Genomic DNA, 26,542 nt, shown 5'->3' on the forward strand with positions numbered 1-26,542 from the left:
TTCTTGCACTTTACGTTAACGTCAATGGTACATTATAACAAAGATGATAGACATGAAGAGGGGAATAACCTATACGATTGAAGAGCTTGCGGAAGAGGTTGGTACTGCTGTACGTGCTACCGCTATTATGAGGAACTTGGCTTGCTGGATTCAAAGAGAACAGAAGGCGGGCGAGTAGTTTTTACGAACAAAGAACTCGACCCGATGAAGCTGATTTTTCGCGGAAAGAAGTATGGTTTTCGATTTTAAGTTCTAATACAGCGAATGTACGTTCTTATTTTAGGTAACCCATGTTATAATATATTTAAGTGTGAAAGGCGTTCATGGGTGGTGGCTTGCTCCCTCTAAGAAAGGGGGTGATGCCAAATGACAGTATATGAAGCAATAGTTATAATGATTTCCTTTGGAGCATTAATTGTAGCTATTCTGTCTAATCAAAACAAAAAATAACCACCCAAGCCTGACAAGCTAATTTGAGGTGGTTATTTTTTAGCCTTAAAATTAGTGAGTCGCCCCCTTGAAGGGCTATCTACACCAATACCGTTAGTGTGACAGCACTAGCGGTATTTTAGTTTATTACTTTCTAGATATAAGTATACCCGATTTACAATAAAAAAGAAAATCTTGTAATATTATTTGACAGAACACTTTCTCAATAACTCCTACTCATCAAATTCACTTTCAAATTCGTCTTCATCCCAACTCTCGAACTCATCCTCGTAATCAATATCCTCCCAATCCTCGAATTCCTCATCATCCTCGTAACTGTCATCCCATTCATCGTCATATTCCTCTTCTTCCCACTCATCAAAACTATCATCGTAATAATCCTCATCCGATTCGTCATACTCATACTCATCCGAATACCAGTACTCTTCATCTTCCTCGTAATCATCCCAGTACCAATATTCCTCTTCATCATAATCCTCCCAGTCTTCCCAATACCAATCATCTTCAAATTCGAACCAATAACTTTCATCAAAAGGAATCTCATAATATTCATAATAGTAATCACTATAATCCCCATCATCACTGAAGTACCCAAACGAATCAAGATAGTCATTAAAGTAGAATAAATCGTTATCATAATAAAACAGGGCATAGATGTCATCTTCAAGCATGGGTGAATTGATCCAATTATTGATCATGGAGGTTACTTGATGGACGGGTATGCTAAATCCGATATTCATTTCTGATGTATCTCTTGCAGAATTAATGGCTATGACTTTTCCAGTCTGTTTGCTTAACAGAGGTCCACCACTACTCCCGGGAGCAATTGGAGCAGACATTTGATAAACCCCTTCAAATTCAAAAGGAGGAATAACGAAAGTCCGATCAACCCCACTGATATTACCTAAAGTAGCTGTATTTTCATATCCTCTAGGACTACCAAGGGCAATAACCTCATCCCCGATATTGATGTTAGTAGATTCTTCTAATTGTAAAGCAGTTCTGCCTTCTAACGCAGGGACCTGTATAACGGCTATATCTGTCGTGTTACTATATCCTACTAATTTTCCTTCATACTCTGCGCCGTCCATTGTTCGGACGACAGGAGATACTTCTCCTTCAACTACATGTGCGTTCGTTAAGACATGGCCTTTTTCATCAATAAGAAAACCTGAGCCAAAACCGTATGTAGTGAGTATGGTGAATACTTTTGGCTGGGCCGCAGAAATAATTTCGGAGACATCTTTTGGTGGCTCCGTCAATTCACTTTTTACAGCTGTTACGGAACTTTGGGAATCAACAAACTGCTTTTTTGTTATTGTACTGTTTAATGTTTCATGTTTCCCTGAAGGAGCAGTGTATTCCAAGTTTGAAAAATAGATGATTAAAGATACACTCGCGAAGGCGATTACTAATAATGCAGTCAGGAAATAGGGAAGTTTGCTTTTGGACTTTTGAAGTGGATGACCACAACTGCCACAGTATTTGGAATGGCTTTCAATTTTATTTCCGCAGTTTTGACAAAACATGAGATCCCTCCTTAGTAATAAACATGAAACAAATACTTGTGGTTTTATAATTGAAGCACTATTTAACTAGTTCTATTTTACCACAGTATTCGTATTCCTAAAAGATAAAATGAAAACTATTCTAAATATTAAAATGCATTATTCCGTTCGACAAGCAGCACTAATTAATTATTCCTTTCAAATTTATTTATGCTAAAGCGATGGAAAAAAGTTTAGGGGATTGGGTTAAAGAAATATGCAGACGGGGTTTATAAATTCTATTCAAAGTGTGTTTAGGCAGGGTATGAAGTGAAGACATTTGATCAGGCATAGCAAATACTGAGTTGACATGGTGGGAGGAGATTGTCCAATGAAATTAAAATTTCTAACTCGGACTGGATCCCGGACTTATCCCCGGACTATTAATAGGACCATTCGCGGAACATACCTAAACTAAAACATAAACAAAAGAGAAGAAGAGGAGGCATCCGGATAAATAATTAAATTCTAAAATCCTATACGCCACAAAAACTATTTACCCTTCGATTATAGGATGAAGGGTAGCTTAAGTAATAAAATAGGCTATTCTCTATACAGTAGATTATGATAATATAAACCTAAAGTATTAGCAAATATTACCTAATTACCTAGGAGGAGAGGACATCATGTCCATACATAAATACATTAAAGAAAACATTGCGCTTTTAGGTTCAAATACATATACAGCACCGGATATTCCCGATAAAAGATTGAACGGAGCCTTAACTTCCTATGCTCCCGATGTAAACCTTGAACATGTTATCGCTATTAAGGATTCTTCCATTCTATTATCAGGTAAGGAGGGCTGCTTATTTGTAGGAGATGCTGTTTATATAAAGACAGCATTTGAAAAGCCTATCCAATTGGAATATGAAGCGATTGAAGGAATCGAGTATTATACGATTGAAAAAGAAACAAAGTTTGGGAAGATAAAAACGATCGGAAAAGTTCAAGTGATGTTAAAGAATGAAGAAACTATGGACTTGACGCCGCATCTGGTCAACGTCAACCTGGAAGGATTTGTCCAACTGATCCAAGGTATTTTAAAAGAAGGGGAGGAAGGTAAGGAATTCGTTAACACATCTCAGGTTACTCCACTTTCTGAAATGAGCGAGGATATTAAAGTGGATTACATCAAGCTCGTTGCAAATTTTACTTATTCCGACGATCAACAGATCGATGCCCGGGAATACGCTGAAATTGTTTCCTTAATTTCCCGTATTGATTTGAGCTCTCCAAAACGGATTGAGGTTCGGTCGTATATCAGCAATACGGAAAGTCTTGAATCAACGGAGGAACTGTTGAACAGAATTCAAGACAGTGTGGAAGAGGGAAGTTTTGACATTCTAAGCAAGTCGCTGTTCAAAGATATCTTATACATATTTGGCAAGAACAATCCCATAGATACCTGGGCAGATAATAAATTTTTGCAAGATATTTCCCAGACACTTGGTATGGAGGAAGAGGAAATTGAGCTCATTATTACGGCGATTAAGAACGATGAAGCGATTTTAAAGGAAAGAAAAAATGATTCGGAAATTAAGAAGTCGATGAAGGACATTGCAGCAAAAGCGGCAGCAGTAGGATTGCCGATGGCTGCGATTTACTTTTCCGGATCTGTCGTAGGACTGAGTGCTGCGGGAATCACTTCAGGACTCGCAGCAATGGGAATGGGAGGGATTCTCGGCTTCTCCAGCATGTTCACAGGTATTGGAACGATTGTGTTACTTGGGGTAGGAACGTACCAGGGATTAAAGAAAATTACTGGAATTAGTCAGTTGGAGAACAATAAGCAGCGGGAATTTATGCTGCAGGCAATTATACGCAATACCCAGAAGTCGTTGACCTATTTAATTGAGGATATTAATGAAATCACCAGACAATTGTCGCTGGAAATAAAAAAGGGCAATGAGAACTCCACTAAAATAGAAAAGCTCTCGAATATGCTGAACATGTTGAGTCAAGGAGCACATATTAACTCAGAGAAACAGCAACAGTCACAAGTCGAACAGATTCTTACAACACTTCCACTTACATTGGATGTGAATCGGTTGAATGAATTAACGAATAAACCAACCCTGGAGAAAATACGTCAATTTATCTTATCCTGCTATGTCGCATTGCCTGTAGTAGTGATGGATAATGAAAGAAGTGCAGAAAAAGAAGAGTTCCAGATAAGAGAAGATTTGACGCTAGAGGAAGCAGAGGGGCTTCAAGAATGCTTTGAAAAAATCGAGTACAACAAAGTTGCTCAGGCCGCATTTGCAACTGTTACCGGCAAAGCTAAGAATATGTTTAAAAATAGATAATGAAAAAGATTAATTCATTAGACAAGGGGCTTATCAATGAAAGCGGCCGTTCATTGATTGCACAAAAAAATACCATGAAACAAGCAGAGGGACGAATTGGAGAGCTGCAGGATGATTTGGAGCAGTTGGGAAATTTGAATGATGTACAAGGCGACAAATTGGATGCTTTGCTTTTACAGGCCGAGCAACTGATGAAAGGGGAAAACAGTTCAACACCAGTTAGTGCGACGTCAAATTTTACTAGAATTACTGAAAAAGATTATGAAAATCTAAATACTCTAACTGTTTCGGATGGTGATTCATGGCAGGTATTTATGCTGAAGATGGATGATTATTTGGTTAATCATCAGATACATGTCCCAAAGGATCCTTTTGACGAACTGTTAAGTAAAAGAGAGAAAGCAGAACTGATTCAACGGGTCAGGGAAGACTATAAGATGAAAACTGCGGAATGTGACAAATATGATTACATGATTGCGGCATTTTGTGGAGTCGCAGCAGGTTTCATTGATAGCTTTTTTGTAGGTGACCCTAATAACAGTAGATTACTTGAGTGGACGGATAAGCAAGTTGATAATGTCGTTATTAAATTTACCAAAACGGTCTGGCGGTTTGATAAGAAAAATGGTGCTCAATTGAGGAAAGAACCGGATACGATTGCAAGTGCAATTGGATTTTTGGAACGAAGATTTAAAGTGAATTATGATGCAAGGTATGCAGCAGATTTGAATCTAGGTGAAAATACATTAAATATGAGTGCAAGCAATCATCATCTGAAATCACTTGGGCATTCTCCTGATTTGATTGGACTTTTCTTTTCCATTCTTGATCAGTTTACCGATAGAGCAAGTTTTATTTCAGATGGAAAAGTTATTAGGGTAGAACCAATTGAAGGTACGAATAAATTTGAACTGCGTGGCGGGAATTTTATGGCAAAGCTATTTGCAGGTTTTGCGAATTGGTTGGGGCATTTAATGTCAGATATTGCTGGCTCAAGTGGGACAAGAGGTCATATGGATGGTCGCAGAGGTGCAGGCATTCCTCTTCCGTTTTACTCATTGTTACAGTTATTTGATTTTGGTTCAATCCCAGTACAAAAAGGAGACAAACTCGTAAGTGAAACCTTTGCGGAGTTTTCCGTCTCTGTGTTTGAATCGGGGTATGATGCTCGCTTTGGAGTGACGATGGCGATTCCAGTTGCTTTTAATGAGCTGGCAATCCGATTGCTTTGGGCTTTAAAGAGTAAGTTCTACCATCAACGAAGCTGGAAGGAATCCATTCCTATTGGTAATAAGCCAGAATTGAGGAGAATGTTGCTGGTAGGTCATGGTGCGTTATGTATGATTGATGTAGTCGATGGTGCATTGCGTTCAGGTGGAAATTTGTTGTTGTTTGCGACTAGGTTGAATGCTGTTGCTTGGTCGAGATTTTCATTTGCTGCGTTAAATGAAGTAAGGGCCATTTATAGGGAAAATAGTTTGGATTTGAATGTGTTGGAGAGGGACTTGGAAGAGGAGTGGGGGAGGTTGTTTGGGTAACAGTAGATTTAAGGTATTTTATTTGTCACGAGATACCTACTAACTTATGTGAAAATTGATAAATATATATCTACTAACAAATATTGATAGAAATATTTAACTTATTATAATCCCTGCCGATATAATAATTGAGTCACAAGGAGTGATTGTTTTAAACATAATCTTAGCCATGGTACCAACTAAGATTATGTATTCATACACAATAAGGTGACTTATTAATTTCGGTAATAACTCTACATAGAGTTGTTATAAATAAAAGGGACACAAGGACGTGACCCCAAAAACAAAACAGGGAGGTAGATTGATTATGATTATCAATCACAATATTTCTGCTCTTAACGCACATCGCCAATTAGGAGCAAACCAAGGTGCAGTACAAAATTCATTGGAGAAGCTTTCTTCAGGTCTTCGTATTAACAAAGCTGGAGATGACGCTGCAGGTTTAGCAATTTCTGAGAAAATGCGTGGACAAATTCGTGGGTTGGAAATGGCCGGAAAAAACGCTCAAGACGGTATTTCTCTAATCCAAACTGCTGAAGGTGCATTAAATGAAACACATGCAATTCTTCAAAGAATGCGAGAACTAACAGTTCAAGCTGGTAACACTGGAACACAAGAACCAGAAGATTTAAAAGCTCTTCAAGATGAAATGGAAGCATTAATAGAAGAACTAGGCGGAACAGATTCTAGTAAAGGTATCTCTGACCGCACTCAATTTAATGGTAAAAACCTTTTGGACGGTACTTTTTCAGGAACATTCCAAATTGGTGCTAATGATGAACAGCAATTAGATGTAGAAATTGGTGATATGAGTGCAGCAACTCTAGGGGTTGCTAATATTGTATTTACTTCAGGTACAGTAGAAGGTGGAGATTTAGCGGCTAATGTAACATTTGATGCTACTATTGATCTAATAGATACTGCAATCAATACAGTTTCTACAGAACGTTCAAAATTAGGTGCAGTTCAAAACCGGCTAGAGCACACAATCAACAACTTAGGTGCTTCTCAAGAAAACCTAACTGCTGCAGAATCACGTATCCGTGACGTTGATTATGACTTAGCTGCTTAATTGCAGGAATAGTCACAGTCGTCCTAACTGGTAACGGTTAGAGATTATGACCGGGTGAATTGCTGGAAACCCCTTAGAGCTTGTCTTACCACAACGCAACTGGAAACAGTAAGCGTGAAGGTTAAAAAAAGATGAGATTGGGCAATCAGCAGCCGAGCTCCTGTGAGGAAACTCTGGAGAAGGTTCAACGACTAGAATATACCACCTAATGCACACGCAATGGTGATGAAATTCGTAGGTGAATGATAGAGCCGCAAATCTATCAAAATCCAAAGCTCCCGGCCCCTACTTAAATCGGTAGGGTGAAGATATAGTCTGGTCATTTATGAAAGTAAATGTTCGCACGATGGCGAAAGAAATGATGGAGTTCACTAAGAACAACATCCTTTCACAAGCGGCACAATCTATGTTAGCTCAATCTCAAACATATACTCAAGGAGTATTACAACTCTTACAGTAATTTTTGAGCAGGGCGTCTAATCTGGTAACGGATTAGAGGATAACTGGGTGAATTGCTGGAAGTTCCTAAAGTGTTTTGTACCACAACGTAGCTGGAAACGGCAGGCGTGAAGGTTTGAAAAACAAAACAATGCTACAATGGATAATCAGCAGCCAAGCGCCCACGGTGAAAGCCTGGCGAAGGTTCAACGACTAGAATGTACTGCCTACGAGCTTAGCTCATGGCAATGAGATTCGTAGGGTGATCAGAATTAGGTCATTCGAAGTGCCCAGCCCCTTATAAATTTAAGGGTGAAGATATAGTCTATTCTACGATTGAAAGACGTAGCGGCGAAGCAAGCTAACCAAATGCCTCAAGGGGTATTACAGTTATTACAATAATAATATTAAGATAATCAATATTGAATCATCACGCTAAATTGTTTATTTATATCAGCATGTCAAATGGATGTGACATGCTAGAAACTATACATGGAGGTAAAAAACATGATTATCAATCACAACATTTCAGCTCTTAACGCACACCGCCAATTAGGAGCAAACCAAGGTGCGGTACAAAACTCTTTGGAGAAGCTTTCTTCAGGTCTCCGTATTAACAAAGCAGGAGATGACGCTGCAGGTCTTGCAATTTCTGAAAAAATGCGTGGACAAATTCGTGGATTAGAAATGGCGGGTAAAAACGCTCAAGACGGTAAACTAGAAATGCCGCTCTAAGTAGTAATACTTAGATGAAAACTCCGTGAATTCGGTGGAACCCCAAACCAGACGAGCAGTGTGGATGGTGGGCAATACCGAGCCAAGCCTAATGAATTGGTTTAAAGTAGTTAGGAAGGTGTAACGATCAGGTGGTGAGGAACCAGACCAATAAACCACCCACGAGCGCGGAGCATCCCAATGGGATGAAGATATGATCTGAACTTTATGGAAACATAAAGAAGTAATGGATTAAACGCCATTACGATAACAAATTTGATTTCTTTAATTCAAACTGCTGAAGGTGCTTTAAATGAAACTCATTCTATTCTTCAAAGAATGCGGGAATTAACTGTCCAAGCTGGTAATACTGGTACACAAGAGCCGGAAGATTTACAAGCAATACAGGACGAGCTTGATTCATTAGTTGAAGAACTGGGTGGTATCTCTGACAAAAGTCCGGGAATCTCAGATAGAACACAATTTAACGGAAAAGATCTCTTAACTGGTGATTTTGCAGAAGATGGTGGTGCAAAGTTAACATTTCAAATCGGAGCTAATGCTGAACAACAATTAGAAGTTAATATTGAAAATATGTCTGCTGGTGCTCTATTTGGAGTAGCAGGTGCTGAGGGGACAGCTACAGCTGCAGAAGTTAAAGCAGTAATAGATGTAACAGCTTTTGTGGATGGAAATGGAGCTACGGTAGAAAAAGCATTTGATAATCAATTGAAATTAATAGATGCAGCTATTACAAAAGTATCTAATCAACGCTCTGCATTAGGTGCTGTACAAAACCGTCTAGACCATACGATAAATAACTTAGGTGCTTCTCAAGAGAACCTAACTGCTGCAGAATCACGTATTCGTGACGTTGATTATGACTCAGCTGCTTAAAGCAGTGACAGTCACAGTCGTCCTAACTGGTAACGGTTAGTGATTACGATCGGGTGAATTGCTGGAAACCCCTTATAGCTTGTCTTACCACAACGCAGCTGGAAACGGCAGACGTGATGGTTTGAAAAAAGATAAGATTGGGCAATCAGCAGCCGAGCTCCTGTGAGGAAACTCTGGAGAAGGTTCAACGACTAGAATATACCACCTAATGCAAATGCGATGGTGATGAAATTCGTAGGTGTATGATAGAGCCGCAATATCTATCAGAATCCGAAGATCCCGGCCCCTACTAGAAAACTAGAGGGTGAAGATATAGTCTGGTCATTTATGAAAGTAAATGTTCGCACGATGGCGAAAGAAATGATGGAGTTCACTAAGAACAACATCCTTTCACAAGCGGCACAATCTATGTTAGCTCAATTTGAACAGATTGCAGCATAAACTGTTCACGGGCGTCCGTTGAAGTAATTTAACGGACTATGACTGGGTGAATTGCTGGGAAATCCTTAGAGCTTCATCGACCACAACGTGGCTGGAAACGGCGAGCGTGAAGGTTTGAAAACATGAAGATTGGATAATCAGCAGCGAAGCTCCTGTAGAGAAATCTTGGAGAACGTTCAACGACTAGGATATACCATCTAAGGCAAATGCTAAGATGATGAAATCCGTAGGGTGTTTAATACATTCGAAGTGCCCAGCCCCTTAAACAAAGGGTGAAGATATAGTCTATTCTGTGAATCGAAAGACACAGCGGCAAAGCAAGCCAACCAAATGCCTCAAGGGGTATTACAATTACTTCAATAATCTTATACTTAGAGAGACTCCAGTCAAATTGGAGTCTCTTTTATTAATCTTAAAGAATTAATATTTACGGAGTGAAACAAATTCTAGTCAACTCACTATAGTTTAAGCCTGTCGTTTCTTTCAGAAAGTGCAATTTAGACAGGTTGTTTTTGGATAAAGTAATCTGATAGCTTTTGGATTCCTTTCTAGTTGGGTTTATTAATGGAAAATAATTAGAGTAAAACAAACCTTTTTTGTACATATTAACCCACTCATCAAGATTTTTTAGGAAAAAGTTAATCTCTCTTGTTGGATGTGTGAGAATAATAGATGATGGCAAGTAAATGGTCGTTCTTCTTGGTTGAACATGAGTAGTATACTTATAGTATGGTACTATTTTTCTATGCATACTCTCATGGAGATAAGGTGTTACAAGATAAAGGAAATAATATATTTGAAATTGGTTATAGAGAATAAGGCGATTTTGTTTATCTAGGCGGAACTGTAATTTATATTTTTTCTTTAACAAATCAGACAGCTGTATATTTTCGCAAGGAGTAAAACTATCGGTTGAAAGAATAATTTTTTGAGGTTTGTTATGATTCAGTTTTAAATGTCCATCATCCATATACCACCAAGCAAGTGATTCTTTAGTGAACCACTCATTTAATAGTTTAAATGGAACTATTTTAGTGCCAGAAGGGTACCATTGTGATCTTAAATAAGTAATGATACTTGAAGTTCTTGATTGAACATAATATGAGAAGCTGTAACCCTCTTTAAGTCTGGAATCTTTATAAGATTTATATTTCGGAGGATTTAAAGGTAAAGAATTATTCATTTGTTCATAGGAGTAGTTCGCCCAACTATAATCTCTAGAAGTATGTGTGAACTGAAAGCGTGGTTTTCTTCCTTTTTGAATTGTAATACACCCATCTCCAAGTAACTTCCCTATTATTTTTGCTTTAAAAGAAGTATTTGTAAGAAGCCAAGATTTCTCCATAGATAATCATCCCCTCCCTGAAAGGAACGTATGTTTGTGTTTATTTTATCAAATTACTTTTTATGTTACAACATTCAGAACCTGTTTAATTAGATTTGAAGATCGTTTGGCAAGGTAGGATATTTTCTTCTATCTATTCACACTCTGCCTTCTATAAAAATAACAACTAAACCAACCAAACAAAACCCAATCTTTATCCATAGAAAAATAATAAAAGCTGGAACATGAAATCAATCAGTTCCAGCTTTATGCCATATAACATATCGTTCCAAATCAGTACCCAAATTCTTTCCTTATTTGGATCTCCTGATAGCTCCTTCAATATGCTCTTCTCTGAATAGAAGGACTGTATTTACAAATAATCTTAATAATAGCTGTCAACAAAATTTAGAACGATACATATCCTCTTCAATTCTTAAAAATTACTAAACCAAATCCCAATCGCCGATCCCGCATAGTTTCCAATAATATAACCAAGCGTCCCAACAATTAATATCGGTCCGACTAGTTTCATCCATCCACGAGAAATCGCCATCGCAGCGGCTGTCGTTGGTCCACCGATATTTGCGTTACTTGCAAGGATGATTTCCTCAAGTGAAAACTTAAAGGCTTTCCCAAGTGTAAAGGAGACAAGCATATTAATGAATACCATAATTGCTACAAACACTAGAATAAGTGGAGCGTTTTGCAGAATTAATGGTAAAGATGCCGGTACCCCAATGACAACAAAGAATATATAGATCAAATAAGTTCCAATTTCTTGTGCTCCATTGATGTTTTCGAACAAACGCGGGAAAAATGAGACGGAAAGTAAAGTTAATGTTGTAAGCATTAAGTAATTGTCACCGAAGATCCCATTTAACACGTTATAAAAGACATTGACATTTTCACCGGATGGAATGAGTCCATCAAAGAATTCTGCTAGCGTAAAGGAGATTGCTACGATAGCAAATGCAGTTCCTACAGCAAGGCCGATATCTTTTAATGAAATCTCTTTTCTGCCCCAATAAGAAGACGCCAGGTTCTCGTCTTTGTTTGTATTGCTTTCCAGCTCGTCAATATATGGCGTTCTGAACTTTCTCCTAAAGAAGTTAAGGGTAGGTATTAAAATAAGTACAAGGAAGTAAATGGCCATAAGCAGGTTATCTGCTACAACTGTAGAAGAAACCGTTTCTCCTGGGACTTCAAACTTTGCTGCCATCGCTGCAAAGTTTACACCGCCTCCGATATAGGAACCTGTCATCATCGCACTGATCATATAAAGTCCTGGAATGACATCCTTAAGTAGGAAGAATGCAATAATTACTCCAGCAACCGTTCCAATCGAGCTTAATAGGAAAATGATCAATAATCTTCCACTTTCATTCCATATTTTAAAAATATTAGATTGGAATAAAAGAAGTGGAATCGCTAGTGGTACAACATAAGTCCAAACCGTATCATAAACGGGTGATTCCGTTGGGATGATATTGAAGTTGGCAAGTAACATTGCACCAACAAGGGCGATGATTGCTCCTGAAAGTTTGGATGCCCAATCGTACTTTTGTTCCAAGTAAATACTTACTGCTGCCCAACCTGCTAAAAATGCCCATAAAATCCAGGTATCGTCTGGTTGAATAATTGAATATAGCAAAATAGTTTCTCCCTTTCTATTTTTTATTTAAGAATCAGTAACCGCTTTCAAAATTATTGCGAAATTTGTTCGTTACTCACTGCTCGATGTAGTCGAGCAAGAGAATAAATCTGACGTGGTCTGCCTCTAGCTATCGGTTGTTCCTCCCCGGTAACTTCTGCTAAATCAGCCTGTTCCAATTTGTGCAGTATCCTCCGTGCACTTCTAATCGATATCCCTAAACCAGTCGCTAAATCTGTACTTGTGAAGGACTCTCCATTGCTATTGGAAAAAGATAGAATCCGATTAATTGTCGAACCGCTTAAATTAGCTTGTTTTGATATCGCGATAAGTTGTGGTTGGTTATTTCGTGTTGAATAGCTTAAAGGATTGTCTCCACCTATTGGTCCATGCACAATACCATCAATATCCCTGACGTAAAATGCCAGTTTGTCCTTTGGTGATTTTGCCAATGCTTCTCGGGCATAAATTTCTGCCTCATTCGTTGTTTGACCAATGCCAATTCCCATTCGAGGTATGATTTCCGTTTTCCGGTAAATTTCCTTAAGCAACTTCATTTCATTGGAAGAATGATTTTTTTCGAATTGAAGGGCGCCTCGAGTTGTAATGAATTTCAGTTCCTGCTTATGATCCGTCCATTTAATGATTGCTTGTAATTTCTCTCCATAGTTGATCATGATATTTTTTAAATCCAATATTTTTCTTTGAAACTGATACTCTGTCATTTTTACGAATTTCTCTGTATGATTCCATTGAATAATGCCTGTCGCAACTTGAGATTGAAGATGGCGTAGGTTAATTCTTTCCATCAATACTTTATCCAAAGCAGTCCGGATCGATGTTCGGGTAGGGATAATCCGAGATGCCGGGACCCCTAGCTCCTTTAATCTTTCATAGACAGAACCTACACAGGTGATCGCAATGTCCGTCTGTTTGCTCTGCCAAAGCTCATAATGAAATTCTACTATTCTATCAATATCTTGGAGTAAGCTGCCTTCATAGTAAAATAGCTTTTGATACTGTATGTCTAGCTCATCGAAGCATTCCTCGATTTCGAACTTTTGAAGATTATCAATGCTTAAATTGAGATTCCCGCTTAGTAGATCCGCTTTTGATTCACGAATCAATTGAAATAGAACCCGATATAACGCAGTTCCTTTAAATTCAATATAGACCATTCGCTTCTTAAGATTTAATTGTTCTTTTGTAATAGCATAGGGAAGGGAGCCGGCGAAAAAAAGCACATCATAGTTCTGTTCATGCTTCTTTACGATGCTTGCTACGTCATCTTCCAAGCTATACGTTACATAGTCCATGTCTATTTCTTGATAATCCTTGGCTGTAGATACGATCAAATTCTCCAAATCAGCGGGTCCAATAGCAAGCACAGAAATTTGCAAGTTAATGTTCACCCCTTAAGCTTGTTCAATCGAATGGATTCCACCATAGAAAGCGATATTTCCTGTTCGCGCAGCCCAATTTTGGTTCCCGTAATCAAAATGCCACCATTCTTCTTCGTAGTTCGTAAACCCGGCGTTTTCCATGATTTCTTTTAATAGAGCTCTGTTATTTCGATACAGGATTTCACTATTTGTAGGGTTCTTTAATTTTTCGTATGTGTCTGTTTTGGAAGCTTCTGAGAAGTCGTCAAAGTCTGTTCCCATTGGGAGCAAACCACTATCTGTAGCAATCGTCAAATCGACAGCACCACCAGTTAAATGATTTGATGGTCTATTAGGATTTTTAGATGGTTTGTTCACATACTTATTAAGCGTTTCCAATAAAAGGTTTCCTGACAGTCCCTTTTCTTCAAGTTTCATTTTGAAATCATGGTATAGTGCGGACTGGACTTCAAACGGTCGCCAAGCGTCGAATATATGAAAGAAGAATCCCTCTGGCAGATTTTCCGCTGCTTGTAAAAGGCGTTCAGCTGCACTTTCCCTCAGGTAACATTCTTGAATGGCCCCTGGAATTTTCTGCAAGTAATAATAAGGTTGTACTACTATTTTTGGAGATAGTCTGGAAAGTGGTACAAGACTCTCTCCATTTTCCTTAATAGGAATTTCCTCTTTTCTTACGGTAGTGATTAGTATTCTCCTTTCATGCTGTAGTTTTGATTTGTGTAGTGAGAGATTTATCTAGATGTATAAATCACTCCTTGTCCACTAAATATAATATTTTGACTATTTTTTATTCTAGTCCAACTGCTATTTAGTGTCAATGGCCGTTAATAGTCCTTAAATAAGGTGATATATAACTATAGGAAGACAGTACCGAATAATCTAACTTGCCAAGAGAATAATATAAATGAGAAATTTTTTAGGAGGGAATATATGCCACAAAATCAACAATCTAGAAGGAGCTCAAACGCTATGAGTTCTGGCACAGACCCAAACAAAGTAAAACAAGAAATACAGAAAGATGTAAAGCGAGGACAAGGTGCGATGACTTCGAGAGAGGCAGGAGCAATGCGGGATTAAAGAGTCTATGAGAAAAGTATGTTTCACTAAAAGAACAAATGGAGTGACAACTTGTACCACTTCCTATATTAACTCATGCAGTTATCACTCCATGAACTTTTATCTCATTTTTAAAATAGATGTTGTGCTTTCCTTTTAATTAGATAGAAAAACTATATCTAATGCCCAGTCTGCCAAGGCCTCGCCGCACCAGCTGCTCTCTTCCTCGGCTTCACCGGCATATCCTCTTTCTTCACCAGTTTCGGCTCCATCCCACTTTCAATCGTCTGCTTTAATTTCCCATCCATCCGATATACAGTAGGCGGAGTAAAAACTCGTTTCGCTATATTAGAGCATGTTGGACATTCTTCTTCCAGTTTATTTCTTTTACTGCTTCTATGCCAGACTGTGAATTCTCCACAATCCTGGCACCTAAAAGAATAATACGGCATATGATCACTCCATTATTTTGGTAGAATGTCTTTTGTGAAAATGGCTTTTGGAATACCGATTGTTGCGCATGTATTCGGAATGTCAACGACACCTGCTAAATGTCCTTGTACTGGAGCGGTGGAGAGTAGCATATAAGCTTGTTCACCAGTAAAGCCTTGTGTTTTCAAGTACTCAATCGCGTTCAAACAAGCATTTTTGAAGGCAATATTTGCATCCAGGTAGGTCTGCTTACCTGACTGATCTACCGATACACCTTGGAATACAAGATATTCATTATAGTTTGGATTTACTGGTCCTGGTTGATAGGCTGGGTTCTTTTTAATTTGATATTTTTCCATGCCGCCTTTAATAACATCGACCTTCAATTCTATCCACCCAGACATTTCAATTCCACCACAGAAGGTGATTTCTCCATCTCCTTGGGAGAAATGCAAGTCCCCTACAGATAGCTTGGCTCCGTCTACAAAAACAGGGAAATATACTCGTGAACCTTTGGATAGATCCTTGATGTCACAGTTTCCACCATTCTCTCGTGGAGGTACAGTTCGGGCACCCTCTCTTGCTACACGGTCGAAGTCAGCCCCCTTCAGGCCGCCTAAAACACCATTTTCTGGATTCGGTGGATTAGCAAGTGGCGGAACACGTTCTGGGTCTGTTGCTATTAATTCGCGTTCCCGTTTGTTCCATTCGTCGAGTAATTCCTGTGAAGGAGCAACCCCCATCAATCCTGGGTGAATTAATCCTGCAAAGCGGACATTCGGCACATGTCTTGACGTGGTAAAGATTCCATCAAAGTCCCAGATCGATTTTGCAGCTTCTGGAAACTGGTCAACTAAGAAACTTCCGCCGTTTTCTTTGGCAAATATCCCGTTAAAGCCCCAAGGCTGCTCATCGAAAATCCCGATATCAAGAATATCGACGACGAGTAAGTCTCCAGGTTCTGCACCATTTACGTGTACAGGTCCACTAAGGACATGAACCCTGTCTAAATTTACATGGCGGATATCCGATGGGTCATCATTGTTTTTAACTTGTCCATCGGTCCATTCCAAACACTCCATCTTAAATGACTCCCCAGGATTTACCGAAAAGGCAGCTGGAATATCCGGATGCCAACGGTTATGCCCTGGTACTTCTTGCTGATCCATCGTCTTGTTTAAATCTACTTTAAACATTGTCTTCATAAAAACCATTCCCCCCCCTTTTAAATTGTACAGGCACATCAGTACTACTCTATTCAACATATTAGAAAAAATGCCTATATGACGGGGATTGTCCAAAATGTTAAATGAATGGACCTCCAACGGATGGATTGTGGTGCATGTACAAAATAGATTACAATAAACATATCTATTATTCTCTGTCTACTAAGTTGGAAAATAAGAGGAGTGGAACTTATGACTAAAATGATCCACCTTACTCAGCTTGAACGGGATGAGCTTTCAAAGAACCTGGATGAAAAACAGAAGCAATTCATCGATGAGTATTTGATACGTGGTAGAAAAACTGTTTTTGCAAATGTCTTGGCAAAAGGGAAAGCTGGAGGCGTGGAAGAAATAGAGATTGAAAAAGTAGCCAATCAGTGGGAATTGCAGGATTTTATCGATGCTGGTCCAGGTTGGCGGAAGAATCCTAAGCTGTTTTGTGAATGTGGTCGTGCGCTAAGGTATCAATATATTGTTCTAAACAAGGAAACGAAGGAGCTTAAAAAGTTCGGAATCAATCATTTTGAGGAGCATGTAGGAATTCCACCGCAGCTAGTGAAAGAAATAATTAAAGGGATAGAAGTAATTGATTACGAGCGGGATGAGATTCTTGTAAAAATTAATCAAAATTGGAATTTGATAGGTGAAGGCATCGCCATACCGGAAGAATTGGATATCCCGAAAGATATCGAGCAGCATTTAGAATATAGTGTGCCTTTACTTGATCGGCAGATTACACGGTTAAAAACGATCATCACAGAATATAACAAAATGAAAGAGAGCGAACGGTTGAAAAGAAATCTAGCAGAACAACAATCCCAAAAAGAGAGAAAGAAGCAACATCTTGCACAACTTAGAGAAGACTTGCTCCAACAGGGTCGTTTCCAGTTTGATTTAGAATTGGATCCAGCATTGCAAGCGGGAATCTTGATTTATTTAGAAGATCTAAATAGAACTCAGTTTTTGGCTAGTGAAGTATGTCAGTACTTGATAGATTATCATGGGGCTTCGAACGAAAAGTATTCAAGTGGAACGTTTAAGATTTTTCCACAAGTATGTCTCTTCTTAGAAAATCTTACAAAAAACGGAGAGATTGTTTTTTTGGGGAGGAAGAGGGGAATTGATCGGCTCTATCAAATTAGTGGGTAGCCGATGTTTAATTCTTACTAGTGCGGGCAAAGAAAATAACACAAGATAAATGAAAGAAGGCTCCATCCATGTCCCAATCTTATCTACAAATTTATGAAAAACTATACAACCACTACGGTCCCCAAAACTGGTGGCCTGCAGAGACTTCTTTTGAAATGATGATCGGTTCCATCCTCGTTCAAAATACGAATTGGAGAAATGTCGAAAAAGCCTTCGAACGTTTAAGGCCACACTTAGAACCGGAAAAAATCGATAAGCTGTCGATGGAAGAGCTCGCACAGCTTATTCGGTCGAGCGGATTTTATACAGTTAAAGCCAAACGGATAAAGGCATTCATATCATGGTTCAAACAATATGATTATGATATTGCTGTAATAAAGACAATGACGAAGGAAAAACTGCGGCAAGAATTATTACAGATTCATGGGATTGGCAGGGAGACAGCTGATGTTATGCTCGTTTATGCATTTGATAAACCCATCTTCGTAGTAGACGCCTATGCAAGGCGAATTTTTTATCGCCTCGGATATGATATGCCGTCAAGTTATGATGGAGTTAGAGAGTTGGTTGAAATGGAGTTGCCGTCAGATGTAACTCTATATAATGAATACCATGCATTACTTGTACAACATGCAAAAAGAACGTGCCGGGTGAAGCCGATTTGTGAAGCTTGTCCTTTACTTGATATATGTGAACAAAGAATAGAATGAAATTCATACTATGTTTGTATTCTAACCAACCATAGAAAGCCAGGGAAAGATGTACTTTTTCTCTGGTCTTTTTTGTTGCAAAAGTTGCTTAGGAATCTGCTTTGAAAAAGATTTTTCACTAAATTATGAACATTTTTCGACAAAAAGTATTGATAAATTATTGTAATATTGTATACTTGTAATACAAATTAATAAAACGCTTACATTTAGAAGGGAGAGAATATTATGAGAAAGGTGATGGCACCTATCCTCATTTTGCTTACACTGCTGCTCGCTGGATGCGGTGATACGAAGTACTTTTCTGTTGCAACCGCTTCCTCTGGAGGAACGTATTATCCGATTGGTGTAGGACTCGGCCACTTGTGGACGGAAGAGATGGAAGGTATTAAAGTGACCGGGCAGTCGTCTGCAGGTTCGATTGAAAACATTGACTTACTTAGAAAAGGCGAAGCGGATCTCGCCATTTTACAAGGATTGATTGGGGCACAGGCTATCGAAGGGTCTGGTAGCTTCGAAGGAAATCCTTATGAAGATTTGCGCTCCATCACGATGCTGTGGGGAAACGTGGAGCACTTTGTGTTGATGAATAGTAAAGTAGAAACGGGCACGTTGGAAGATATTGAGGGGAAAAGATTTTCAGTAGGTCCACAGGCAAGTGGAACAGAGGAGTCCACGTTGACGATTATGGAGGGCCTTGGACTGACAAAGGAAAATATTACTCCTGAATATCTCGGGTACGACGATACAATATCTGCGATGAGGGATGGAAGGCTGGACGGTGGTTCTTTACCGGCAGGGGTACCTGTATCATCCGTTATGGATATGTACGCTAGTGGAGTAGATGCAACAGTTCTGGAAGTCACCGATGAGCAATTGGAAGAGATAAACAGTATTTATAATACATGGTATCGCTTTGTCATACCGGCAGGAACTTACCCGGGTGTGGATGAAGAAATTCATACGATTGCCATGCCGAACTTCTTGGCAGGATCAGTTGAAATGGAAGAAGAAGACGTATATAACCTGACGAAAGCAATCTATGAAAACTTAGATACGGTTCATAGCATCCATAGTTCTGCAAAGGAAGTTTCCTTGGAAACAGCGCTGGATGGGTTACCGGCACCGCTTCATATTGGAGCATATAACTATTTTGTTGAAGTAGGATTGGAAATTCCAGAAGAACTTATTCCGCCAGAGGCAAAATAGGAAGTTTAACTTACAGTAAGAATATATTAGAGGGGTGGGAAACTCATGCTTTTTAAAAAGAAAGCAGCAGTACAAACTGAAACAGTCGACTTGGATAAAGAAGGAGGCGGGGGAGGCCGCACACTTCAGGGCAACCAGGCAATCATTGTTGCAGCTTTTGCTTTAGCCTTGTCGCTTTTCGCAATTTATTCGAACAGTTTCATGAACATCCAGGAGATATACCGCAACACGATTTTCTTGGCTTTTGTATTTGTGTTGGGATTCCTCTTGAATCCGGCAACCAAAAATGGGGATAGAACCAAGTTCTCGATGATGGATATTATCCTTGCCTTAATAGGACTATCCGGATTGTTGTATATTATTTTCAACTATTTCACCATACATAACGAGCGGATGTCACAGCCAATTGTATGGGATTATGTATTCGCTATCATTACGATCCTAGCTTTACTGGAAGTGTCCAGAAGAAGTGTTGGGCTTTTCATTCCGATGCTGACGCTGGGGGCAATCATCTACGCCTTATTCGGTCCATACTTTGGAGGGATTATAGGGCATGCCGGATTTTCTTTGGAGCGTCTATTATTCCGCTTCTACATGACGACAGAAGGTATTTTCGGAATGACTCTATCGATTGCAACGACTTTCATTGTGTTATTCATACTTTTCGGGGCATTTCTTAACGCGAGCGGAGCCACACGTCTGTTTAATGATTTGGCGGTTGCCATTGCTGGACAGCGCCGCGGGGGACCGGCTCAAGTAGCAGTCCTTTCCAGTGCGTTGACCGGTTCCTTGAGTGGAAGTGCGGTTGCAAACGTAGCAACGACCGGTCCATTTACGATTCCGTTAATGAAACGGATTGGATTGAAGGCTCGTTATGCTGCTGCGGTAGAGGCAGCTGCATCAACAGGTGGAATGATCATGCCGCCGATTATGGGTGCTGCCGCATTTATTATGGCAGGATTCCTCGGAGTCAGCTACAACATCATCATTCTGGCAGCGATTATTCCGTCCCTTCTTTACTATGCTGGTTTAATAATTGCCATTGATCTGGAAGCGAAAAAAGAAGGATTAAAAGGAATGAGCAAAGACTCGATTCCACAAGTTTGGGCAGTGTTAAAAGAAGGTGGAGTACTTCTTCTGCCGCTGATTATCGTTATTGGTACGTTACTTGCTGGAAAAACACCAATTGCAGCGGGATTTGCCGGCATTATTTCCGCAATCATTGCAAGCTGGCTGACAAAGGATAAATCGAACAGAATTACGATCAAGAAAGCAGCACAGGCACTGGTGGATGGAGCTAAAGGTACTGTCCAGGTTACCATCGCTTGTGCGTCGGTAGGAATTTTAATAGCTGTCGTAACGATGACAGGGCTGGGGGCAACCCTTTCTTACAATATCATTCAGTTATCCGGTGGGTCACTGGCTATCATCCTAATTCTGATAGCAATCACTTGTATCATACTAAGTCTTGGTCTACCATCAACTGCACTTTATATTGTCGTAGCAGTTACTGCTGCACCAGCTTTAGTTGAGGCGGGGGTTAATCCAATTGCAGCTCACTTCTTTGTATTTTGGTTTGGTGCTTTGTCTAATATCACGCCACCAGTCGCTTTGGCATCATTTACAGCTGCCGGACTTGCCGGGGCCGACGCGATGAAGACGTCATGGACAGCACTCAAATTATGTCTGCCTGGTTTCATCATTCCGTTTATGATTGCTTATAATCCAATTATGGTGATGCAGACCGAGACTGGAGAGCTTGCTTCACCAGTAAGTGCCATTATTGTCTTTGTCACGGCGGTCATCGGAGTGTACGCCCTTTCTATCTCCGTGTTTAATTACTTCAGTGCAAAGCTGAATATTTTAGAGCGTGTGATTTTCTTTGCGGTCGCTCTACTGTTGATTCAGCCAGGCCTAGTGACGGATGCAATTGGACTAGTAGTAGGTGGACTATTACTGGCATGGCATATCGTCCGTGCCAAAAAACAAAATGAATTGGAAGATAAAGTAGTCGGCATATAATTATAAGGAGGAATTTCATGCAAATACAACGGAAAAAAGTATCAGAATTGGTGCTAGATGAATTAAAAAATATGATTAAATCTGGAGAAATTCCTCCTAATAGTAAATTGCCGACAGAGAAAGAACTGACGGAGCGGTTTGGAGTGAGCCGTGTTCCTATCCGTGAGGCTTTAAGTGTATTGGAAGCGAGCGGCATCATTGAGTCAAAACAAGGCGGTGGAAATTGGGTGAGAGAAGTGAATCTTGCCAATATGTTCGAAAACGCCCAATTTGAAATGGTCGATGTCGAGCAGGTACACGATCTCTTGGAAATGCGGACGATCATTGAATCAGAGTCCGCATTTCTCGCCGCTTCCCGTCATAAAGAATCAGATATGAAGAAACTGAAGGAAAGTTTGGAAGCTTTCAAAGAAGTGATGGATGATGAGTGGTCTGTCGGCTATGAGGCGGATTTCACCTTCCACCGAATTGTAGTGGAGGCTGCTTATAACCCCTTCTTAACAAAGACAATGAATAACCTATCTGATCTTCATTTACGTGCCCTCAAGTTTTCCTTGGAGAAGAACCTGGGTTGGGCAGCGAAACGGAAGGAAGTCTATTTGGAGCACGAGGAAATATATGAAGCGATTAAGCGAAGAGATGGAGAAGCAGCAAAGCAAGCTGTCATTAATCACCTGACAAAAGCTCGCATCAAGCTGAATGACCCTCGTGTGACGGGAAAAGGGGAGAACAGTAATCATGCAAATAAATAATATCTATTGTATCGGAAGAAATTATAAGAAACACGCATTGGAATTAGGTAATGAGGTGCCTGAAGCACCGCTTGTTTTTTCCAAGCCGACGAGCGCACTTGCAAAAGCGGATGGAAGTAGGATTTCATTTCCAGGCGACCGAGGAGAAATCCATCATGAATTGGAAATTGTCCTCTATGTAGGAAATAAGGTGGATGAAGGTTTCACAGTCGACGACGTAGTGACACATATGGCGCTTGGAATTGATTTCACATTAAGGGATGTACAATCAAAGCTTAAGAAAAAAGGCCATCCTTGGCTGATTGCGAAAGGGTTTAGGAATGCTGCGATTGTTACAGATTTCTGGGATTTCCCAGGTGTGGAAAAACTGAAGGAAACAGATTTTTACCTACAGCGAAATGGTGATATCGTTCAAGAAGGTAATATTCAATCGGTCATTTTTGATTTTCAAACACTGCTTGAATATATTCATCAGGAAATTGGTTTAAACGAAGGAGATATCATTTATACAGGAACTCCAGAAGGTGTTGGACCAATTTCTGATTCTGATGAATTTGTATTGAACTGGGGAGAAGAGGTAAAAGGCAGTTTTGTGGTCGGGAAGAATTAGAGTCCAAGTGAGAGTCGGGATTTATCAGTTCCGACTTTTTTCTAACCATCACTGGACTGCCCACTAAGCCACCTGATGATGTGAGGAGGGATAAGATGGAGTTTACACCGATAAAAAAGCGGAAGAGAATCTATCAGACAATTATCCAACAAATACAAGAATCAATTGCAAACCAGAAAATTTTGCCCGGTGAGAAGCTTCCCTCGGAGCGTGCCTTAGCAGAAATGTTCGGTGTATCACGGACATCGGTGAAAGAGGCGGTGACGGTCTTGGAGTCATCGGGAATTATTACGGTTCGGCCGGGTGTCGGAATGTTTGTGAATGAAGCTCCCCGGCAAGAATTGTTGCAGAAGTTTTCCGAAGTAGTGGAGAGAAGGAATTCTGATTTTATTAATCTACTAGAATTACGACAGTCTATTGAAGGAGATGCTGCCTATTATGCAGCAAAACGCATGACACAGAGGCAGAGGGAAAAACTGACAACGATCTATAACGATCTGCTTGAAGTGGAGAGAAAAGGCAGAATTGCATTGGATGAAGATTATGCTTTTCACTTCTGTATCGTGGAATCTTCCAATAACCCAATCATGGTGGATGTGATCAACTTGGTTGCAGATAAAATCAGGAAGAACGTGAAAGAAAGCAGGGAGCATTCGACAAAGGATGATGTATTAAATCATCGGGTGATGCTGGAACATAAAAATATCTTCACCGCAATCATGGAGAAAAAGCCGGAAGAAGCGAGAGTCGCCATGTGGGAGCATCACCAGAATATAAAAGAAAGATACATACAGCGGACTGAAGTGGGGGATGAAGATGAAACAAGAGGAGTTAGCCGCATTACTTAAAGAGATAATCCGTGATGAAAAAAGGATACTGACCGATAAGGTGGATTTATACAGCTACTCGTATGATGCGTCGTTTGGAACATATCTCCCAGACATTGTCGTGCTCGTCATGTCAACAACGGAGGTAGCAGCAATCATGAAGCTTGCCAATAAACATGGTATTCCGGTTTACCCAAGAGGACAGGCGACGAGCTTAAGCGGGGGACCTCTCCCGGTGCACGGAGGAATTGTCCTCGACTTGTCGAAATGGGATGATGTGCTGAAGGTAGATGCGGAGGATATGGTCGCTGTAGTGTCTCCAGGTGTATTGACGGCGGATATTAATGATGCTGCCTTAGAAGTGGGGCTGATTTATCCACCTGATCCGAGCAGTTCGAACGTTTCCACAATCGGTGGTAATTTGGCAGAGAACTCTGGTGGTCCACGTGGCTTGAAGTATGGAGTGACGAAAGATTACGTCATTGGTCTTGAGGTTGTGACACCGGAAGGGGAAGTCATCCGAACCGGGGGCAGGACGGTGAAAAATGTGACAGGCTATGATTTGACGAAGCTGATCGTCGGTTCGGAAGGAACACTCGGAATCATAACCGAAGCGACGTTACGGCTCTATCCGAAACCACAGGCTACGAAAACGATGATGGCAGTTTTTGATGACATTGTCGATTCGGGAAAAGCGATTACGAAGATTCTTAGCTCAGGAATTTTGCCTTCCAAACTTGAAATTATGGATAATGCAACGATTCAAGCGGTGGAAGCCTATGAACCTCTCGGACTACCCGTTGATGCCGAAGCGATGCTTTTAGTTGAATTGGACGGACATCCCGCAGCGATAGATGAAGAAATTCTCCGAGTGGAGAAAGTGTGTAAAGAAACAGAAGCCCGCACTGTTAAGGTGGCCAACACGAGTGAAGAAGCCAATGAATTATGGAGAGCAAGAAAGCTGGTCTCGCCTGCGATTGTTCGTGAAAAGCCGACGAAGATTTCAGAAGATGCGACCATCCCGAGGAGTAAGATTCCTGATATGTTTCAGCGTCTAAAGGAAATCAGGGAGAAATACAATATCGATTTAGTTGTCTTTGGCCATGCTGGTGATGGAAATCTTCATCCGAACATTATCGCAGATAAGCGGGATAAGGAAGAAATGCGTCGGGTTGAACAGGCGGTGGAAGAAATTTTTAAAGCCGCAATTGAACTCGGTGGAACATTATCCGGTGAGCATGGTATCGGTACACTGAAGGCGCCATTTATGGAAATGGAGCTTGGTGAAGTGGGATTGGATATGATGAAGCGGATTAAAGAAAGCTGGGATCCGAATAATATTTTAAACCCCGGGAAAATCTTTCCACAACCCGGTCAAAGGCTGGTGCTGACGAATGGCTGAACTCGCATATGAAGAAACATTTGACTGTGTCCAATGTGGATATTGTCTTCCGGCATGTCCTACATATATAACGATGAAAAGTGAAACGCATTCACCAAGAGGCCGGATTAATTTGGTGAAGATGGCTGCTGAAGGGAAAATCACTTATTCCGAATTGGAAGGGCCGATTGATCTCTGTCTCGGCTGTAGGGCGTGTGAAGTCGTCTGCCCGACCAATGTGCAATACGGAAAGATTCTTGAATCAGCTAAGGAAGCAATTCAGCATCATAAAAAAGAAAGTAAGACGATGACAAAGCGCGCGAAATTATTCCAGGATTTTGTCTTTGATAAAGCCATTCCGAATAACAAGCTGCTTCAAACCGCAGGCAGCGGACTTGCCCTGTATCAAAAATCAGGTTTACAGACGGTTGCCAGGAAAACAAGGGCCATCAACCTCTTACCGGGAAAACTGCGTACCTTCGAGAAGATCTTGCCGAATGTGGAAGGGCCGATTGAACGGAGAAGCAGAAAAGAGCACTACCCAGCAAAATTAAGGCCAGCATTTCGAATTGGATTCTTCACCGGATGCATTATGGATACGATGTTCTCGGATATTAACACGAAGAGCATCAAACTCCTTCAGGAAGCAGGCTGTGAAGTCACCGTCATCAAGGAACAGACATGCTGCGGCGCGCTTCAGAATCACAGTGGAGAAACGGAAATTACAAAAAAGCTCGCCAAGGAAAACATCCAGGCATTTGAAAAGTATGACTTTGATTATATTGTCAACAGTATCGGCGGGTGTGGAGCTCAAATGGTGGAATATGACAAGCTGTTGGCAGACGATCCGGAATGGGCATCACGTGCAGAGGAGTTTGCTAGAAAGAGTGTGGATATTAGTGTGATCCTCGGACAAGTAAAACTTCCATTTGTCAAAGAGATTTCTAAGGTCGTAACCTATCAGCCATCCTGCCATATGACGAATGTACAAAAACGGGTGCAGGAACCGCTTGAATTATTGAAGAAGATACCTGGCATCACTTATATGGAACTGCCGCAGAAGAATATGTGCTGCGGCTCCGCTGGAATCTATAATATCGTAAACTATGAAGCTGCAATGGATATATTGGATGAAAAAATGAAACAGGTGGAAAAGGTCTCTCCGGAAGTCATTGTGACAACAAACCCAGGCTGCCACCTGCAAATGAAAGTCGGTGTGGAAAAAGAAGGACTGTCCGATCAGATTGAAGTCGTTCACATCGTTGAACTTTTGACTGAGGCTTGTGGAGTGGAATAATATGATGGCTGATGGAAGAGTGGAGGAAGCAGAAAATGATTCTGCATTTTCCATTCTTTCATATTCTCCGTTTTCTTATCTCTTAAA

The 26,542-nt window shown here is 40.3% G+C and carries 23 protein-coding genes and 4 pseudogenes; 20 read left to right on the forward strand and 7 right to left on the reverse strand.

Translation table 11 applies throughout. The annotated features are described in order from the left end of the window. Positions 1 to 52: 52 nt before the first annotated feature. From M3210_RS20455 to M3210_RS20725, 3 genes are all read left to right on the forward strand, one after another. Entirely contained in the window at positions 53 to 178 is a 126-nt protein-coding gene (locus tag M3210_RS20455; protein ID WP_285853743.1) for a hypothetical protein, read from the forward strand. After that, on the forward strand, positions 142 to 249 hold the full coding sequence (locus M3210_RS20720) for a hypothetical protein (protein WP_432806986.1): 108 nt from the start codon (positions 142 to 144) through the stop codon (positions 247 to 249). Before M3210_RS20455 ends, M3210_RS20720 begins: the two co-directional genes overlap by 37 nt. Before the next feature lie 117 nt (positions 250 to 366). Further along, a complete protein-coding gene (locus tag M3210_RS20725) occupies positions 367 to 450 on the forward strand; it encodes a putative holin-like toxin (RefSeq protein WP_432806988.1) in 84 nt (27 codons plus the stop codon). 212 nt (positions 451 to 662) lie between these two features. Here M3210_RS20725 and M3210_RS11835 read toward each other — a convergent pair whose 3' ends face one another. Continuing rightward, positions 663 to 1,979: a trypsin-like peptidase domain-containing protein gene (locus tag M3210_RS11835; RefSeq protein WP_251514612.1), complete on the reverse strand. Its 1,317-nt coding sequence runs from the start codon at positions 1,977 to 1,979 to the stop codon at positions 663 to 665. A gap of 644 nt (positions 1,980 to 2,623) precedes the next feature. On the opposite strand from M3210_RS11835, the gene M3210_RS11840 reads away from it, so the two are divergent. From M3210_RS11840 to M3210_RS11870, 7 genes and pseudogenes are all read left to right on the forward strand, one after another. Further along, on the forward strand, positions 2,624 to 4,306 hold the full coding sequence (locus tag M3210_RS11840) for a hypothetical protein (RefSeq protein ID WP_251514614.1): 1,683 nt from the start codon (positions 2,624 to 2,626) through the stop codon (positions 4,304 to 4,306). Continuing rightward, positions 4,306 to 5,844 (forward strand): hypothetical protein, encoded by a 1,539-nt coding sequence (locus M3210_RS11845; protein ID WP_251514616.1) that lies wholly within the window; start codon positions 4,306 to 4,308, stop codon positions 5,842 to 5,844. The genes M3210_RS11840 and M3210_RS11845 overlap by 1 nt, the downstream gene beginning before the upstream one ends. Positions 5,845 to 6,151: 307 nt before the next feature. Then, positions 6,152 to 6,898: pseudogene (gene hag / locus M3210_RS11850) on the forward strand (flagellin Hag); the annotation flags it as partial. Positions 6,899 to 7,262: 364 nt separating this feature from the next. Then, a pseudogene (locus tag M3210_RS11855) lies at positions 7,263 to 7,376 on the forward strand (flagellin); the annotation flags it as partial. 485 nt (positions 7,377 to 7,861) lie between these two features. Then, positions 7,862 to 8,068, forward strand: a pseudogene (locus tag M3210_RS11860) (flagellin N-terminal helical domain-containing protein); the annotation flags it as partial. 279 nt (positions 8,069 to 8,347) lie between these two features. Continuing rightward, positions 8,348 to 8,947, forward strand: a pseudogene (locus tag M3210_RS11865) (flagellin N-terminal helical domain-containing protein); the annotation flags it as partial. 345 nt (positions 8,948 to 9,292) lie between these two features. Continuing rightward, entirely contained in the window at positions 9,293 to 9,406 is a 114-nt protein-coding gene (locus M3210_RS11870) for a flagellin (protein ID WP_432806987.1), read from the forward strand. Positions 9,407 to 9,833: 427 nt separating this feature from the next. Here M3210_RS11870 and M3210_RS11875 read toward each other — a convergent pair whose 3' ends face one another. The 4 genes from M3210_RS11875 to M3210_RS11890 all read right to left on the reverse strand — a co-directional run bounded on the left by M3210_RS11875 (position 9,834) and on the right by M3210_RS11890 (position 14,366). After that, positions 9,834 to 10,751, reverse strand: coding sequence for an endonuclease (locus M3210_RS11875; protein ID WP_251514618.1), 918 nt, complete (start codon positions 10,749 to 10,751; stop codon positions 9,834 to 9,836). A gap of 415 nt (positions 10,752 to 11,166) precedes the next feature. Beyond that, positions 11,167 to 12,387, reverse strand: a complete 1,221-nt coding sequence (locus tag M3210_RS11880) for a DUF819 family protein (RefSeq protein ID WP_432806989.1) — start codon at positions 12,385 to 12,387, stop codon at positions 11,167 to 11,169. A gap of 50 nt (positions 12,388 to 12,437) precedes the next feature. After that, positions 12,438 to 13,784: a helix-turn-helix domain-containing protein gene (locus tag M3210_RS11885; protein ID WP_251514622.1), complete on the reverse strand. Its 1,347-nt coding sequence runs from the start codon at positions 13,782 to 13,784 to the stop codon at positions 12,438 to 12,440. Positions 13,785 to 13,799: 15 nt separating this feature from the next. After that, on the reverse strand, positions 13,800 to 14,366 hold the full coding sequence (locus M3210_RS11890) for a M15 family metallopeptidase (RefSeq protein WP_251514624.1): 567 nt from the start codon (positions 14,364 to 14,366) through the stop codon (positions 13,800 to 13,802). A gap of 351 nt (positions 14,367 to 14,717) precedes the next feature. Between M3210_RS11890 and M3210_RS11895 the strand changes: the two genes are divergently transcribed. Then, on the forward strand, positions 14,718 to 14,864 hold the full coding sequence (locus tag M3210_RS11895; protein WP_251514626.1) for a hypothetical protein: 147 nt from the start codon (positions 14,718 to 14,720) through the stop codon (positions 14,862 to 14,864). Positions 14,865 to 15,022: 158 nt separating this feature from the next. Here the strand turns inward: M3210_RS11895 and M3210_RS11900 are convergent, their stop codons facing one another. Beyond that, positions 15,023 to 15,295 (reverse strand): FmdB family zinc ribbon protein, encoded by a 273-nt coding sequence (locus tag M3210_RS11900; protein ID WP_251514628.1) that lies wholly within the window; start codon positions 15,293 to 15,295, stop codon positions 15,023 to 15,025. Between the two features lie 12 nt (positions 15,296 to 15,307). After that, positions 15,308 to 16,480, reverse strand: coding sequence for a formamidase (gene fmdA / locus M3210_RS11905; RefSeq protein WP_251514630.1), 1,173 nt, complete (start codon positions 16,478 to 16,480; stop codon positions 15,308 to 15,310). 213 nt (positions 16,481 to 16,693) lie between these two features. Between fmdA and M3210_RS11910 the strand changes: the two genes are divergently transcribed. The 9 genes from M3210_RS11910 to M3210_RS11950 all read left to right on the forward strand — a co-directional run bounded on the left by M3210_RS11910 (position 16,694) and on the right by M3210_RS11950 (position 26,455). Next, a complete protein-coding gene (locus M3210_RS11910) occupies positions 16,694 to 17,650 on the forward strand; it encodes a DUF3895 domain-containing protein (RefSeq protein WP_251514632.1) in 957 nt (318 codons plus the stop codon). 68 nt (positions 17,651 to 17,718) lie between these two features. Then, a complete protein-coding gene (locus M3210_RS11915) occupies positions 17,719 to 18,360 on the forward strand; it encodes an endonuclease III domain-containing protein (RefSeq protein WP_251514634.1) in 642 nt (213 codons plus the stop codon). A gap of 225 nt (positions 18,361 to 18,585) precedes the next feature. Further along, complete coding sequence (locus M3210_RS11920; protein WP_251514636.1) at positions 18,586 to 19,566, forward strand: TAXI family TRAP transporter solute-binding subunit; 981 nt, start codon at positions 18,586 to 18,588, stop codon at positions 19,564 to 19,566. Positions 19,567 to 19,611: 45 nt separating this feature from the next. Then, positions 19,612 to 21,588, forward strand: a complete 1,977-nt coding sequence (locus M3210_RS11925; RefSeq protein ID WP_251514638.1) for a TRAP transporter permease — start codon at positions 19,612 to 19,614, stop codon at positions 21,586 to 21,588. Positions 21,589 to 21,605: 17 nt separating this feature from the next. Then, entirely contained in the window at positions 21,606 to 22,340 is a 735-nt protein-coding gene (locus M3210_RS11930; protein WP_251514640.1) for a FadR/GntR family transcriptional regulator, read from the forward strand. Next, the gene (locus M3210_RS11935; protein WP_285853745.1) at positions 22,327 to 22,950 is read left to right on the forward strand and encodes a fumarylacetoacetate hydrolase family protein; all 624 of its coding nucleotides are present in this window, start codon (positions 22,327 to 22,329) and stop codon (positions 22,948 to 22,950) included. The genes M3210_RS11930 and M3210_RS11935 overlap by 14 nt, the downstream gene beginning before the upstream one ends. Before the next feature lie 95 nt (positions 22,951 to 23,045). Next, positions 23,046 to 23,798 carry a FadR/GntR family transcriptional regulator gene (locus M3210_RS11940; RefSeq protein WP_251514642.1) on the forward strand — a complete coding sequence of 251 codons (753 nt, stop codon included), beginning with the start codon at positions 23,046 to 23,048 and terminating at the stop codon, positions 23,796 to 23,798. After that, on the forward strand, positions 23,767 to 25,179 hold the full coding sequence (locus M3210_RS11945; protein WP_251514645.1) for an FAD-binding oxidoreductase: 1,413 nt from the start codon (positions 23,767 to 23,769) through the stop codon (positions 25,177 to 25,179). Before M3210_RS11940 ends, M3210_RS11945 begins: the two co-directional genes overlap by 32 nt. Further along, positions 25,172 to 26,455 carry a (Fe-S)-binding protein gene (locus M3210_RS11950; RefSeq protein WP_251514654.1) on the forward strand — a complete coding sequence of 428 codons (1,284 nt, stop codon included), beginning with the start codon at positions 25,172 to 25,174 and terminating at the stop codon, positions 26,453 to 26,455. The genes M3210_RS11945 and M3210_RS11950 overlap by 8 nt, the downstream gene beginning before the upstream one ends. Positions 26,456 to 26,542: the final 87 nt, after the last annotated feature.

This window comes from Oceanobacillus luteolus, assembly GCF_023715655.1.
GTDB classification, from domain to species: domain Bacteria; phylum Bacillota; class Bacilli; order Bacillales; family Amphibacillaceae; genus Oceanobacillus; species Oceanobacillus luteolus.

Bases quoted from the DNA above. Each gene is read 5' to 3' on its own strand.
- M3210_RS20455 (WP_285853743.1), top strand. From the start codon at position 53: ATGAAGAGGGGAATAACCTATACGATTGAAGAGCTTGCGGAAGAGGTT.
- M3210_RS20725 (WP_432806988.1), top strand. From the start codon at position 367: ATGACAGTATATGAAGCAATAGTTATAATGATTTCCTTTGGAGCATTA.
- M3210_RS11835 (WP_251514612.1), bottom strand. From the start codon at position 1,979: ATGTTTTGTCAAAACTGCGGAAATAAAATTGAAAGCCATTCCAAATAC.
- M3210_RS11840 (WP_251514614.1), top strand. From the start codon at position 2,624: ATGTCCATACATAAATACATTAAAGAAAACATTGCGCTTTTAGGTTCA.
- M3210_RS11845 (WP_251514616.1), top strand. From the start codon at position 4,306: ATGAAAAAGATTAATTCATTAGACAAGGGGCTTATCAATGAAAGCGGC.
- M3210_RS11870 (WP_432806987.1), top strand. From the start codon at position 9,293: ATGAAAGTAAATGTTCGCACGATGGCGAAAGAAATGATGGAGTTCACT.
- M3210_RS11875 (WP_251514618.1), bottom strand. From the start codon at position 10,751: ATGGAGAAATCTTGGCTTCTTACAAATACTTCTTTTAAAGCAAAAATA.
- M3210_RS11895 (WP_251514626.1), top strand. From the start codon at position 14,718: ATGCCACAAAATCAACAATCTAGAAGGAGCTCAAACGCTATGAGTTCT.
- M3210_RS11900 (WP_251514628.1), bottom strand. From the start codon at position 15,295: ATGCCGTATTATTCTTTTAGGTGCCAGGATTGTGGAGAATTCACAGTC.
- fmdA (WP_251514630.1), bottom strand. From the start codon at position 16,480: ATGAAGACAATGTTTAAAGTAGATTTAAACAAGACGATGGATCAGCAA.
- M3210_RS11910 (WP_251514632.1), top strand. From the start codon at position 16,694: ATGACTAAAATGATCCACCTTACTCAGCTTGAACGGGATGAGCTTTCA.
- M3210_RS11915 (WP_251514634.1), top strand. From the start codon at position 17,719: ATGTCCCAATCTTATCTACAAATTTATGAAAAACTATACAACCACTAC.
- M3210_RS11920 (WP_251514636.1), top strand. From the start codon at position 18,586: ATGAGAAAGGTGATGGCACCTATCCTCATTTTGCTTACACTGCTGCTC.
- M3210_RS11925 (WP_251514638.1), top strand. From the start codon at position 19,612: ATGCTTTTTAAAAAGAAAGCAGCAGTACAAACTGAAACAGTCGACTTG.
- M3210_RS11930 (WP_251514640.1), top strand. From the start codon at position 21,606: ATGCAAATACAACGGAAAAAAGTATCAGAATTGGTGCTAGATGAATTA.
- M3210_RS11935 (WP_285853745.1), top strand. From the start codon at position 22,327: ATGCAAATAAATAATATCTATTGTATCGGAAGAAATTATAAGAAACAC.
- M3210_RS11940 (WP_251514642.1), top strand. From the start codon at position 23,046: ATGGAGTTTACACCGATAAAAAAGCGGAAGAGAATCTATCAGACAATT.
- M3210_RS11945 (WP_251514645.1), top strand. From the start codon at position 23,767: ATGAAACAAGAGGAGTTAGCCGCATTACTTAAAGAGATAATCCGTGAT.
- M3210_RS11950 (WP_251514654.1), top strand. From the start codon at position 25,172: ATGGCTGAACTCGCATATGAAGAAACATTTGACTGTGTCCAATGTGGA.